Here is a 12,164-nt window from a genome sequence, read left to right as displayed (position 1 = left end):
AGCCGCCATCGACCACCTCAGTGAGGGAAAGGTCGAACAGGTGATTGCGGCCATCGAACAGTTGCCTCCTCTGGCGCCTGAACCAGGCAAAACCCGCAGCCTTCGGGAAACAGAAGCTGACTATTTCCGCACGAACATGTCTCGCATGCGCTACCCGGTTTTTCGAGCGCAAGGCATCCATCTGGGCAGCGGGATCGCGGAGGCGGCGTGCAAAACCGTGGTCGCCACGCGAACCAAACGTTCTGGGATGCGTTGGACTCCCCAGGGCCTTGATGCCATTCTCGCTTTGCGCACCGCTGCACTCAACCAGGAGTTTGATCAGTCCTGGCAAGCTTGCCGTGAGGCGGTTTGATGACCTACAACTTTTTCCTACACCCCTCCCGATGTATCGGCCTCAACGTGCGCCTCGAGCGAATATACAGGCATACCTCGCACCCATGTGGCTCTGACTTCGCCCGAAACTGGGAAGAACTTCGCCACTATTGGGTGGTTTTCCTCTTCCCATTTCATACCCTCGTTGAGTACACTTACCCCTGACACGTGAATAGATCAACAACGAAGAAGGAGCTACTCGATGTCTCACCTGTTTACTCGCGCTTTACTCTCGCTCATGACAAGAAGACCGTATGTCATACTCACGAGATGGGGAGGGATTGTTCTGCTTGTGATAGTTACGCTTGGTTTTCTTATGGACGAAGGGAATTGTCATGCGGTCTGGGGAACAACTGGTATTGCTGCGACAACAGGCTTTCTACGTCAGGAGATTGAAACGCTGCGGAGAGGGCCGACCCGGGGAGGCGTAATTCTTGCCTTTGGGGGAGGAAGCGACACCGAGTTTGCGCAACACGGCACTGAGTCAGAGCTTGAGGCGCAGTACCAGGCCGTTATCGATACCTATCATGCCACCGCCATCGACCTGGATATCGAAGGGGAGGCCCTCCTTGCCCACAATGATTCTATCGAGAAGCGCAATCACGCTCTGGCAGCCCTCCAGCGCAATCCTCGCAACAAAGGCATCGCGATCTCTTATACTCTCCCCATAGACCCTTACGGGCTGGATGATCCCGCCGTTCCTGATGAGGAAAACTTCGCCCAGGTCAAACGCCTCCTCAAAGATGCACAAGATCCACATCTGCACCTTGCCACCGTCAATTTCATGACGATGGACTATGGAGACTACCCACGCCACCGCAACATGGGTCAGGATGCCCTGCGTGCAGCAACCTCCATCCACGCATGGCTGCAAACCCTCTTCTTCCCATCAACAGATCGTGAAGCGGCACAACACGCCTGGGGAATGCTCGGCATCACCCCAATGATTGGGCGCAATGATGTCGGGGATCAAATCTTTACCCTCGATGACGCACATACCTTGCTGGCATTTGGGCAGAAGCACCACCTCGCCCGGCTCTCTATGTGGTCACTCACGAGGGACAGGGCTTGCACCAATCAGGCAGAGTTTGAACGCAACAAAGAGATCACTGATTCGCAGGCCTCCACGATGTGTAGCGATAGTGTGAGTCCGCCTTGGCATCAACCATCGCTGTATGCCTTTCTCATGTGCTTTCGCGACTTTACCAGAGTGTGAAGTACATTTATTGCGTTTCATCATCTTCACGGGGAGACTACTACCTGAACCGAACTCCTAAGAACAGTTCAATTCAACGTTTTCCTTTCCCTTATCTCTAGATTCTGGGGACATATCTACCTGTAGAAAAACATAAAAAAGAGAAACACTGCTCTTAATTTTCGTCGTTCCCACCAGGGAAAGCAGAGCCCAATCTAACTAGGCGTGTATTTTTGCTCTTATTGTTATTTTTTACACCTAGTACCTTTTCATTAAATGGTTAAAACGTGATATGCTATCCCTCATCCATTCGTATTTTTTACCAGAATCTAGCAGCAAAAAATTAAAATATTTCTCGTTACCTGTATAGTACAGTATTGCTTTTGGAGGTGAAACGATGGTGTTTACAGTTGTTATCTTGATAGGAGCGGCTCTTTTCGGCTTAGTTGCTATTGTCATCTTCAGTGTCTTCATCATACGTTCTCATACGAATGAGACAATTAGAGTTTGCGACCAGATTAAGGAAGGATTCAAACAGGCGGCGATAGACGACGTCAAAGAGATGCTCGTCCTGCAAATGGAGATGGGAAAGCAGTACCACAAAAACGTTCTGTTTCGAGCGAACCTGAGTTTTATTGTTGCGCTTTTTTTCGCCGCTCTTGGCACTTTTTTCTTCTTTAGCACGCTTATTTTTATGGTGTTTGGTCTATCTACAAGTATTACAACCACTGTTATCAGTACCATTGCAGGAGGTCTTGTTCAAGTAATTTCTGGTATCAACTTCTCTTTGTATAACCGAGCATCTACTCAACTTCAGACGTTTCACAAAAGCCTTGAGCGCTTACAAAACTATATGCTCGCTAACAGTATTTGCCAGGGATTAGCACCTGCAGACAAGGAGCGTACCTGCGCACAACTCTCACTTATTATTGCCAGTTCGTCAGTTTCTCAGAACGAAGAGCGTGTCATTAGTGAGATTATTAGGCAACGTGCTATTCTTTCTACCGAAAAGTCATTGCCCACTCACAATGGGTATAATGCCCCTACCCAAACGCACTCCCCAAACGTATGACCGATGACGTTAGCTCACCTTCGTGGAGGTCTTCAAGATGAAGATTTCCTCTTCTGTTGTTCAAAAGTGACTGGACTGATATAGCAAGCCAAAAATGGCGTCGGACTGAACTCCGCATGAGGCGATAAGACCAAAACGCGACGATGCGAATGAAGCGCTAGCGCCAGCGTCTATCCTTTCTCTTGAGCAAAAACAGCCTATGGTGAGCATGCAAGCATCCAAAACACATTTCCAGAAATATGCTTCTTCTAGCGAGTCCTACATGAGCGTCTCGTGGGAAGATCCTGTTATTTTGAGATGATATCCCGTGCTATTTGAATAAGGCATGGATGAAAGTGGTCAGCATTCTCTATCACGTGTAGAGGATTGACCCATTGAGAATCGGCATACTCCTCATTAAGCTGAACACTCGCTTTTTCTTCATCAGTCAGGTTGACAGCTGTTGTGATTGAGAACATATGGCATCCGTTCGTTGTTGGCTCCCATGCTCTTGTATCCCAGATCTGACTATAGTAGCCAATAATATTTCGGAGACGGTCTTCAGGAATATCAAGGTGCAATTCTCGTCGCAAATTCCGCCGTAATGCCTGCTCAATACGTTCACCTTTGCGCATCCGTCCTCCTATAACCCACCAGTCGGGATGGGGTTCCCATGCTCGCTTGGCAATCAACCACATCCCTTGATGCAAGAGAGCAGCATCAGCGCAACAAATTACAAGCGCATCCAATGCTGCTGCGTAGGTTGAGTCCGGCAGGAACGTTCCTGGTTTTTGTTGCTCTCCCGTCACATACTGATGATTTGGATACTCTCTCACAGGTTGGCGATACATTGTCCTCTCCCTTTATGAATAAACCATCACCCCTAATCGAATGACCTCGATGTTTTTGCTATCGAGCTGGCTCAGTTGTCCTTGTAATCCGGCAATGCGCATGATGTGGATACGAGACTTTATTTGCTTCATTCTGACTAACGCATCTTGTGCTGGAGTAGCTGCGGCATCAATCAATCTCAGATTAGCGTAGGCTTGCGCCCAAAGATAATCAGTATAGGCATTTTGCCGTGTCATGTCCCTTTCTTCTGGAAGATCCATCAGATCCGTAAGTTCCTGGAGGGCTTCGCGGGGCCAACCTGCTTCCAGCATTGCGGCTACTTTTGTATTACGATAGGTTCGCTCGGTGATTCTAATTGAGAACTCCTCCTCAAGGATATCTCTTGTCTCTGCTATTATTTTCCCACCAGCCTTGAGGTGAGCCAGCGCAGTTCGTTTTGCCTCCCGATTTCCTTGTGTCAGGTGCGCCTTTGCGTATCCCTCATCGAATAACACCACGCCGTGTAACGCTTCGGGAAGCCGCTCAAGATTGCGTATCCTGGCATAACAGTCAATGGCTGCCAGATAATCAGTATTCGCTTGTCTTCTTTTTTGATTCTCACCTGTGATATTCTCTCTTGCAGCCTCCATTTTTGCTTGAGCTTCGAATACCGTTCCTCTATCGCGGAGCACACTACCAATCCGAAGCAGCGTCACCGCGAGCAGATGAGGACGGCCAGCCCTTTCAGCTAAAATAGCTGCTTTTTCTAATTCTACGATTGACGCATCATATTGACCCTGATCGCGCAAGATATGTGCATAAAGATGGTGATAGCGACACAGTACTGCCCGTACCTCTTTCTCATCGTCTCCACTAACGTAGGGTAACTCAGTCGTGAGATCTGCCATAGCAGCGGCAATCTGGGTCAGGCGGTCTTGCGCAGTGCCTGTATGGTTGCGATTCCAGAGGGTTTTGAGACGATCTGTGTAGACTGCCAGATCGAAAGTTGCATCTTTTTCTCTTGTTTCTCCAGCATGTGGCGTGATCGATACATCCTGGTACTGTTGGAGCAGAATTTCCTCAAGGGTGACAATGCCTAATGCGACTGGTGGAATATCGAGCAACAAAGCCAGCACGCGGCGGCGCGCAATGGAGTCTAGCCCGATATTCCTTTTTTCCATGTCTCGTATGGCTTTCTCTGTCATGCTGAGCGCTCGTGCAAGTCCTTTTTGGCTGCGCAAGGGGTGTTCTTTTTGCTTCATCTTACGATGTAACCTGGCGGTCTGTCCAGGATCTGTTTCATCTTCAATGGAAGCCAGCCCGAAGAGAATGGGGGGATGTTAAACAACAGTGCCAGTCTGCGACGAAGAGAAATCGAGTCGAGTCCAACATCGTGGCTCTCCAGGTAACACACCGCCCGTTCCGTCAGACCTAACTCCTGTGCCAGGCGCTTCTGTGTCCAGGTCGCATCAGTATGCTTTTTTTGTTCTCGATACCAGCGTGCAGTTCTGCCAGGGCGCGGGAATCCGTCCGTTCCCATCTCGACTGGAGAGAGAAGTCCGAAACGTGCCCAATCAACACTTTCCATCGTGCATGCCTATCCTTCTCTGGTACGTTTTCTTACCAAGAGTATACAAAAGATGCTATCCCCATGCAATTCGAAAAACGCACCTCAAATTTCAGTATGTCTCTCACCTGTATTAATGGCTACTGTCTCTGTGATAGAGTGAGTCCTGTGTCATAGCACTAGGCATGCTTGTCCACCCAGAGAAAGCGGCTCAACGTTTCTGGACTGATGATCTCATTGAGGGATATGTGAACAAAACCAATAAAAGTGAAGTCACACGGCTGCTTGAAGAATACCAAAGGAATTCCCCTTAGAACATCATATCTGCACTTACTATGTTAGAACAGAAAATGCATTCAAGATTGGATATCAGGAAATGCACGACAGAAAGACAAAGCCAACACTGGAACAGATACGAACCCTCTTCCCCTTCGACGTGTCCGATCTTGCGCGAGCCGCAAGAGTAGAAACCAGTATTGTCTATCAGGCATTACTTCAGCGCCCCATCCATCGCCAGGATACGGAAAAGATCATTCAGGCGCTCTCCAACCACACCAGGCTCACACTGATCCTGGAGAACGTCGATATAGTGCTCTGGGAAGAATATCTGACCCTCTGGCTTCTCCGGACCTCCGCCTCAGCACAACAGCAGGAAGGATGGGAAGGAGGAGGCACCGATGCCTACCATTTCGTCTATGCCCGTGACGAGCTAGAAGCACAGTTTCGTGCTCAAACCTGGCTTGCCCAACATCCCCATCTTTCCAATCACACCTTCACCCCGTGCCCAAACGGCTTTCAGATTGGGCCTCTGCGTGTGCCAGGTATTTGCCCTGATGAACTGGTGTGCACAGAAGCACTCCCCTACCCATTTTGACCAAAGTGACAACCATCAATGTGGAAAGGATGACCTACTTTCACCATGAACACCATCCAGCCGCCCAGCATAGCGCGCCCACTGCTGCTTGACAACCAACATGCCACACTCAACGAGGCCTTACACCATCTTCTGGCTCACCACACGGGGCAAGCCCTTGATATCTGTACGACACGTCTCACCCCTGAAGGATGGACACTTCTACGTGAAGGGCTCCAACAGGTAGGAAACCTTCGCCTCCTCCTTCATCCTGAGACCCTCACCACCATTGAGGATGAGCCTCTAGAGGACATGCACGTCACACTCACTTCCCATCAGTCAGGCAATCAGCGCTCCAAAGCCCCTCAGGAGAAACAACTCACGCAGATCGAAGCTCTGATCGCCTTCTTGCAGCAAGAACATGTGAAGGTCCGCCTTGCCGAGCACGCCCGCCTTCATGCCCGATGCTTTCTCTTCTACGCCGACCAAGATAGCGCGCGCATCGCACCACAGACTGCCATCGTCGGCTCATCCGATCTCACCCGAGCAGGGCTCTTCTCCAACGCCGAACTCAACATCGTACATCGCGCCCACCTCACCCACGAGAACATCTCGTTCAAGCGCCTCCGAGGACTCCTAGAGCGAGAGGAACGCACTCTCCTGTTGCGATGTTCTCAGGAGCAGCGTCTGCTCGCTGCCCGGCTCCCTACCCTCCTGCTCCTGGAACACCTGGCCGCCTGGTTTGCCCACAACTGGGAGCACGCCACCGACGGCAAAGACCGCCTCATCGCCCGCCTGCAAGCACATAAGGCACAGTACTATGGTGCGCCTCTCAAGCAACGTGATCAGCCTGATGGAGCACCAGAGGAAGCGCAATCACCACACAAGAAGAATGGCTCTGCTCCCCTCTCAGACACCCTTCGCGAAGAAACGTGGGCAGAGCATGACTATACGCAGTACCAACACGATTGATGCAAAGAGAGATATGCTTGTCACTTTGTCAGGTTGACAGTAGAGAAGAAGAGGAAGGGAAAGATGTTTCACGCCTCCAACCGTATTTACGCAGAAATCAGCACACATGGTCCCCTGCTGCTTGATCCACTGGCCTCCGCCGAGCAAGCTCGCGTGATCACGCAGTATCATATGTTCACCTCAGCTCTCAAGGAACCCTTACCCGAACTGGAAAAGATGGCCTTCACGACGTCCACCTCACCTCACCTCATCCTGGATCTGGGGTGTGGGCCAGGAGGGACATGGGCCTGTGATGTGGCCTTTGACGATCCCTTCTGCCTGGTCTTTGGCGTCTCGGCTCTTGCCCCTTACGTCCGGCAAGCCACGACCTTTTGCCAGATGCAGGCCCAGACACGGGTCCAATTTCTCCAGATGGACTTTGCCAGGGAGCTCTGCTGCCCTGCCAACTTCTTCACGCTCATCAATGGTCGCTTCTTACGCACCTTCCTCACAGACGCGGGCTGGCCCCAGCTGCTCCGGGAGTGCTTCCGTGTGTTACGGCCCGGAGGACTGCTTCGCCTCACGGAATGTATCGCCGCCTTCTCCAATAGCCCGGCCTGTGAAACGCTGACCCATTACTATGAGCAGGCCCTTGCTGCGCGGGCACAGACCCTCCTCTCTCAGCACAAAGAAAGCCAGGAGGGCTCAGACCTTACCAGCATACTGTTGCAACACACGTCCCTCTTCGAACTCCTGCACGACATCGGGTACTGTGCCATGAAAGAACAACGGATCATCCTCGACTTCTCGGCGGGCACCCTCTATCAAGCCAGTATGCGCACCAATGCCGAGTCATTCTTTTACCAGCTTGCCCCGCGCTTCTATCAGACCACCGACCTCACCCCGGCGAGGTTCGAGGACCTCTTCGAGCAGATGCGCGCCGAAATGAGCGCCCCCACCTTCAAGGGGTTCTGGACCCTCTCTCGTGTGCATGCCTCTAAACCAGCAGGAGGCGCACAATGACATCACAGCTCTTACGTAAGCAATCGGGACAAGGCCTGCACTACTTGGACAAGAACGAGCCCCTGACTCCCTCCAGGGTATCCCGCACCCTCGTCCCGCTATTCCACGAGGACATGGGATACCCGTCCCCTCTGGCGTCAGAGGGAACACTCTACCCCTTCTACACTCCCTCCGACCCCTTGGTGGTTGACGAGGAGGTGTTGGTATCGCCAGTGCATCCCCTTGAATGGCGGCGGCGCACCCAGCAGGCGCGCATGCTCTTGCAGCATTTTCACGCGCCACTTCCCGAACACCACGAAAGCGTCCCCATGGCACGGATCCTGGAACTCAGCATTGACCCTCATGGTGAGTGGCTACGACAGGTTGCGTCCTTGAAGCCAGACACACACGTCATTGGCATCACGTCACAGCAGATGTATGCCAGGCAAGCCACTTTCTTTGCCGCCGTCCAGAGATGCCACAACATGCATGTCCAGGTGTGCCCACTCTCCCTACCTCTTCCCTTCCCGGCGGAGAGTCTGAATCTGATCCATGGCAGTTTCATCTATGCGAGCCTTCCTGAGCATCTCTGGCCGCTTCTTCTTGAAGAGTGCTTTCGGCTCCTTCGGCCAGGAGGAGTCCTCCACCTGCTTGAATGTGGACGAGGAGAAAGTACCAGCGCTGCCGCAGGCGCCCTGTGCGCCGCCTACAGACACTCCCTGGAATTGCGACGCAACGCGTCACGTCCGTCTATCCCAGGAGCACGAACCGTCCGCGCCTTTCAACCTGAACACCTCCCTACCCGCCTTGCAAAGACAGGCTTTATCGCAGTTGAGCAGCAGGAGAGCCTGCTCGACTTTTCTGCCGGGACGCCCTTTCATGGCACGCTCCGCGACCAGGCCGATGACTTTTTTCAGCTCGTTGCACCTCTCTGCACTCACCACACTGCGCCTCTTTCTCTTGAGGACTACCAACGGGCCTATCACGAGATGCAATTGGAGTTGCTTGAGACGACCTTTCGTGGGTACTGGCACCTCTGCATCATCCGAGGTTACAAGCCATCGGGACGCCTCTCGCGACCGATCGCAAGTATGCATAGAGGGCAACTATCCTCGCACATACGCTTGCAGCCATGCTCCCTTCTCACCATGCAGGAAGAAGCCCAACAACACGAACAGGTGCCAAGCGAAGAGGCCGACAACAGAGAAGACTGATCAGCACAAAGAACAAGTCATATCACAAGGAGAGGATTCATATGCAGCACATCCATCCGACACACACAGCACACGTCTTTCACCTACCCCTCGTTGCCTTATATGAGCAGATGCACGCGACGCAAGCAAGTCTCTCACTCTCTGCCAGTGTTCCGCCTTTAGCGCCTGTTGCCACTCTCTCTGAAGGACAGAACATGGTCGCTGAGCTCTCCTTTGAACAGGGAAGGATCACACGTTGCCAGCTTTCTCTCCGTACAAGTGGGCGAGGACTTCTGCAACAAGGTGAAGCCTTGCAGGTGCTCCACACTCTCGGCGTACTTTCCTGGCAGATTGTTCGCCCCCAACAGCACAATTCTGAAGCAGAAACAACGCCTGTATCGGCGATAATCTCCAGCAACCACACGGAAGCTCCCGTGCGCGTTCCCCTCCATGCGGTGCCCGTCGAGCAAGTGTCTCTCACCTCACTTCCGGTCCGTGTTCGTCATGTCTTTTTGCTCAGTAATGGGCAACGGACCCTTGAGGACATTGCCCATGTACTGCGGTTACCGCTTGAGGAGGTCGAGCGCGTCATCCAGATCCTCTATAGGCGCAAACTGACGACCTGGCAGGCGAGAGCATCCTGAGCCGATGCATTGCTCTTCACATCGTGTGCACAGGCGTTTTCCGCTTGCTCATCTCGCTCCCGAGACCATGCCTCATCAAAGAAAGGAACGAAAAAGAGGCTATGAACGCACAATATTCCGTAGAGACGGTGCAACCACACCCTCCTCACATCCTCCTGCTGGGGACGCAGGAAGAAGCGCGCATGCTGCGTCCACGGCTGCGAGGAGGCCATTTCAGGGTCACGCACCTAATGCATCTGGGAAGTAGCACATCCACCATGACCGTGCGGGTGATGCAACACGACGTCTGGCTTGCTTGCTGTACATGTCCACGTGATGTTCAACAGATTCGTCAGGTAACGCCGCATACACCGTTGGTGATCTATTCCGAGACGACAGAGGAAGCACACATCGTCCGGATGCTTGATGCTGGCGCTGACGACTATGTCTTCTTTTCCTGCGGCAAACAGGAACTGCATGCCCGCTTACACGGGCATGCCAGGCGGTATCGAGCGTCTCTCGCGTCCTCTTGTGATGCCTCAAGGCGGGCTGGTCCTTGCTCTGTGCTTGAAAGCGAGGATCAGCAGATTCGCTTATTATGCACAGAGCGATGTGTCGTTGTTCATGAGCAGGTGCTTCGTCTGACACCCATCGAATGCACCTTGCTGCTCACCCTCATGCGCGATGGAGGCAAGGTGCTCTCCCATCAGTCATTGCTCCACGCTGTCTGGGGTCAAGGGTATCATGAGGAAGTAGATTACATTCGCGTCTACCTGCATACCCTACGCCTTAAACTGGAAGATGATCCCAGGTGCCCTACCTATCTTGAAACCATCACTGGTGTTGGGTATCGATTTCGTCAACTATGCACTTCAATGTCCCCTTAAGTGGGAGTTGCAATCGTCTCAGTTCTCACTCAAGGGCATTTTCACAATGTGAAACGACCTTCTTGTGTTAAACCTTCCTAAAATTGACACTTATCCTATATGTATGCAGATGAGTGTCAATTTTGAACGTTGTCATAAGCATCCCCCAACGACACAAAATCAGGCAACTCCCAATATGGATCATCCCCCTGGCCCTCATAAAGATAATTGAGTAACTCTGTGAATGACCGAGCGATAATAGGGCATGAGCCCGCTACTGCATGAACATCGAAGAAACTGTTATAGCAGCGGCCCAATCGTTGCTTACTAAAATCAATTGTTAAATACTCGTTGTTATCATCTTTGGCGATAGTATACCAACTCCATGATATATCTTTTAGTGCTTCCTCGGAATAATTTCTAGAGCCGACAATAACAGGATTAGCCAAAATTACTTCTGCTGGAGGCACAATAGACACACGATATACTTCTGCATTCACAAAGAGAGAGACGCCTCCACAAATTTCATAAAATTCACGTACATCATCGGGACATTGATGCTCTTTGGAAATTTGTGGCAAGCCACATGGGGTAGCAACAAAGCAATCAGGGGTTATACGAATCTTCTCAACTAACTCTTGTATAGAGAGCATAATAGTCTCCCTTCCTTCGTCGTGTTTAATAAAAAAAGCAGTTAGAGCAGATATTTAATTGTTTTTACGGATGGATTGAATCTACAGGATCAGGATTTGATTACGGTCAGACATTTGCTATGCCAAATTCCCGTTGTGGCAACACAATGTATATTGAAGTCGACTCAAATTATAACGGAAATGGGGTTGATTACTACATTGTTAATGGAGGAGGTCTTAACGTTTCCATGTCAGAGTCATGGCCGCTCTCTGTTGGCGATGCTGGTGAATGTATGGTAGAGCGCTCACATGATTCATATGGAAATCTGATCACCTTGGCAAACTTTAATTATGTCGCTTTCTCTAATTGCCAGATCAATACCAGTGGTATTGGGAACCTTAACCATGATTATGACGTCTTGAATAATAATTCGGGTCAACTCATGGCGGGTGTTGGTCCTATTAGCAATGGAACAGACTATCGTGTAACTTGGTATAGAGCAAGTTAACAGATTTTTCGCAATAGCAGAGGAAGACCTATGCTCTTCCTCTGTTGGGAAGGACATACAAGAGATGAACATGTTCTTTAATGACGTGATCTTTGCAGAGTTGCATACTTGGTCAATTCTCACAACAATAAGTGCTAGTTCACTCATCATAGGAACAAGCTTCTTTCTGCTAGCCGATCTCACCAGACGTAAAAACATATGGTGGCAAGATAGTCTGTTTTTTCTTGAGCTTATCATAAGCATCTGGTCTCTCGTGGTTGCTTTCAACTTTTATCAGCAGTGGAATAATATTGTTCATCATGCCCCAACTCATGGCCTTATTGTTTACGAGCTATCTATTAACGAGACCTATCGTGCTGCTATCCAAAGATGCCAAAGTCAATTCGTTGTTACTATCATATTGATAGTAATCCTCCTTTTTATTACAGGATGGCGATTATTCCGGCCTTTTAAGCCCAAGACAGCTTAAGCTTAAATCGTGCCCTCAACGTTTTCGCATCCCAATCTCCTCATGCAGAA

The 12,164-nt window shown here is 50.8% G+C and carries 14 protein-coding genes; 10 read left to right on the top strand and 4 right to left on the bottom strand.

From position 1 onward, the window contains the following. Positions 1 to 40: 40 nt before the first annotated feature. The 3 genes from KTE_RS34715 to KTE_RS34705 all read left to right on the top strand — a co-directional run bounded on the left by KTE_RS34715 (position 41) and on the right by KTE_RS34705 (position 2,639). The gene (locus KTE_RS34715) at positions 41 to 352 is read left to right on the top strand and encodes a hypothetical protein (protein WP_201389819.1); all 312 of its coding nucleotides are present in this window, start codon (positions 41 to 43) and stop codon (positions 350 to 352) included. A 222-nt stretch (positions 353 to 574) separates the two neighbouring features. Continuing rightward, entirely contained in the window at positions 575 to 1,588 is a 1,014-nt protein-coding gene (locus KTE_RS34710) for a hypothetical protein (protein WP_201391124.1), read from the top strand. 376 nt (positions 1,589 to 1,964) lie between these two features. After that, positions 1,965 to 2,639, top strand: coding sequence for a hypothetical protein (locus KTE_RS34705; protein WP_201389817.1), 675 nt, complete (start codon positions 1,965 to 1,967; stop codon positions 2,637 to 2,639). Between the two features lie 287 nt (positions 2,640 to 2,926). Here KTE_RS34705 and KTE_RS34700 read toward each other — a convergent pair whose 3' ends face one another. From KTE_RS34700 to KTE_RS34690, 3 genes are read right to left on the bottom strand one after another with little or no spacing between them, the layout of a single operon-like run. Beyond that, positions 2,927 to 3,469 carry an NUDIX domain-containing protein gene (locus KTE_RS34700; protein ID WP_201389815.1) on the bottom strand — a complete coding sequence of 181 codons (543 nt, stop codon included), beginning with the start codon at positions 3,467 to 3,469 and terminating at the stop codon, positions 2,927 to 2,929. Between the two features lie 12 nt (positions 3,470 to 3,481). Then, positions 3,482 to 4,711 (bottom strand): hypothetical protein, encoded by a 1,230-nt coding sequence (locus KTE_RS34695; RefSeq protein ID WP_201389813.1) that lies wholly within the window; start codon positions 4,709 to 4,711, stop codon positions 3,482 to 3,484. After that, complete coding sequence (locus KTE_RS34690) at positions 4,708 to 5,037, bottom strand: helix-turn-helix domain-containing protein (RefSeq protein WP_201389811.1); 330 nt, start codon at positions 5,035 to 5,037, stop codon at positions 4,708 to 4,710. The genes KTE_RS34695 and KTE_RS34690 overlap by 4 nt, the downstream gene beginning before the upstream one ends. Positions 5,038 to 5,392: 355 nt before the next feature. On the opposite strand from KTE_RS34690, the gene KTE_RS34685 reads away from it, so the two are divergent. The 6 genes from KTE_RS34685 to KTE_RS34660 all read left to right on the top strand — a co-directional run bounded on the left by KTE_RS34685 (position 5,393) and on the right by KTE_RS34660 (position 10,525). Beyond that, positions 5,393 to 5,890: a hypothetical protein gene (locus tag KTE_RS34685; RefSeq protein WP_201389808.1), complete on the top strand. Its 498-nt coding sequence runs from the start codon at positions 5,393 to 5,395 to the stop codon at positions 5,888 to 5,890. 45 nt (positions 5,891 to 5,935) lie between these two features. After that, positions 5,936 to 6,841: a phospholipase D-like domain-containing protein gene (locus KTE_RS34680; RefSeq protein WP_201389806.1), complete on the top strand. Its 906-nt coding sequence runs from the start codon at positions 5,936 to 5,938 to the stop codon at positions 6,839 to 6,841. 63 nt (positions 6,842 to 6,904) lie between these two features. Next, positions 6,905 to 7,843, top strand: a complete 939-nt coding sequence (locus KTE_RS34675) for a class I SAM-dependent methyltransferase (protein ID WP_201389804.1) — start codon at positions 6,905 to 6,907, stop codon at positions 7,841 to 7,843. Continuing rightward, positions 7,840 to 9,036: a class I SAM-dependent methyltransferase gene (locus KTE_RS34670; RefSeq protein ID WP_201389802.1), complete on the top strand. Its 1,197-nt coding sequence runs from the start codon at positions 7,840 to 7,842 to the stop codon at positions 9,034 to 9,036. The genes KTE_RS34675 and KTE_RS34670 overlap by 4 nt, the downstream gene beginning before the upstream one ends. Before the next feature lie 41 nt (positions 9,037 to 9,077). Beyond that, a complete protein-coding gene (locus tag KTE_RS34665; protein WP_201389800.1) occupies positions 9,078 to 9,659 on the top strand; it encodes a hypothetical protein in 582 nt (193 codons plus the stop codon). A gap of 101 nt (positions 9,660 to 9,760) precedes the next feature. Continuing rightward, positions 9,761 to 10,525, top strand: coding sequence for a winged helix-turn-helix domain-containing protein (locus KTE_RS34660; protein WP_201389798.1), 765 nt, complete (start codon positions 9,761 to 9,763; stop codon positions 10,523 to 10,525). 116 nt (positions 10,526 to 10,641) lie between these two features. Here the strand turns inward: KTE_RS34660 and KTE_RS34655 are convergent, their stop codons facing one another. Further along, complete coding sequence (locus KTE_RS34655; protein ID WP_201389795.1) at positions 10,642 to 11,157, bottom strand: SMI1/KNR4 family protein; 516 nt, start codon at positions 11,155 to 11,157, stop codon at positions 10,642 to 10,644. Between the two features lie 227 nt (positions 11,158 to 11,384). Between KTE_RS34655 and KTE_RS34650 the strand changes: the two genes are divergently transcribed. Further along, positions 11,385 to 11,645, top strand: coding sequence for a hypothetical protein (locus KTE_RS34650; RefSeq protein ID WP_201389793.1), 261 nt, complete (start codon positions 11,385 to 11,387; stop codon positions 11,643 to 11,645). The last annotated feature ends 519 nt before the right edge of the window (positions 11,646 to 12,164 follow it).

The sequence above is a fragment of the Ktedonobacter sp. SOSP1-85 genome, from assembly GCF_016587415.1.
Classification (GTDB): Bacteria; Chloroflexota; Ktedonobacteria; order Ktedonobacterales; family Ktedonobacteraceae; genus Ktedonobacter.
This window is presented reverse-complemented; position numbering and strand designations above follow the sequence as displayed.

What these genes read in the sequence shown, in the direction of transcription:
- KTE_RS34710 (WP_201391124.1), top strand. Translation starts at nt 575, where the DNA reads ATGTCTCACCTGTTTACTCGCGCTTTACTCTCGCTCATGACAAGAAGA.
- KTE_RS34705 (WP_201389817.1), top strand. Translation starts at nt 1,965, where the DNA reads ATGGTGTTTACAGTTGTTATCTTGATAGGAGCGGCTCTTTTCGGCTTA.
- KTE_RS34700 (WP_201389815.1), bottom strand. Translation starts at nt 3,469, where the DNA reads ATGTATCGCCAACCTGTGAGAGAGTATCCAAATCATCAGTATGTGACG.
- KTE_RS34695 (WP_201389813.1), bottom strand. Translation starts at nt 4,711, where the DNA reads ATGAAGCAAAAAGAACACCCCTTGCGCAGCCAAAAAGGACTTGCACGA.
- KTE_RS34690 (WP_201389811.1), bottom strand. Translation starts at nt 5,037, where the DNA reads ATGGAAAGTGTTGATTGGGCACGTTTCGGACTTCTCTCTCCAGTCGAG.
- KTE_RS34685 (WP_201389808.1), top strand. Translation starts at nt 5,393, where the DNA reads ATGCACGACAGAAAGACAAAGCCAACACTGGAACAGATACGAACCCTC.
- KTE_RS34680 (WP_201389806.1), top strand. Translation starts at nt 5,936, where the DNA reads ATGAACACCATCCAGCCGCCCAGCATAGCGCGCCCACTGCTGCTTGAC.
- KTE_RS34675 (WP_201389804.1), top strand. Translation starts at nt 6,905, where the DNA reads ATGTTTCACGCCTCCAACCGTATTTACGCAGAAATCAGCACACATGGT.
- KTE_RS34670 (WP_201389802.1), top strand. Translation starts at nt 7,840, where the DNA reads ATGACATCACAGCTCTTACGTAAGCAATCGGGACAAGGCCTGCACTAC.
- KTE_RS34665 (WP_201389800.1), top strand. Translation starts at nt 9,078, where the DNA reads ATGCAGCACATCCATCCGACACACACAGCACACGTCTTTCACCTACCC.
- KTE_RS34660 (WP_201389798.1), top strand. Translation starts at nt 9,761, where the DNA reads ATGAACGCACAATATTCCGTAGAGACGGTGCAACCACACCCTCCTCAC.
- KTE_RS34655 (WP_201389795.1), bottom strand. Translation starts at nt 11,157, where the DNA reads ATGCTCTCTATACAAGAGTTAGTTGAGAAGATTCGTATAACCCCTGAT.
- KTE_RS34650 (WP_201389793.1), top strand. Translation starts at nt 11,385, where the DNA reads ATGTCAGAGTCATGGCCGCTCTCTGTTGGCGATGCTGGTGAATGTATG.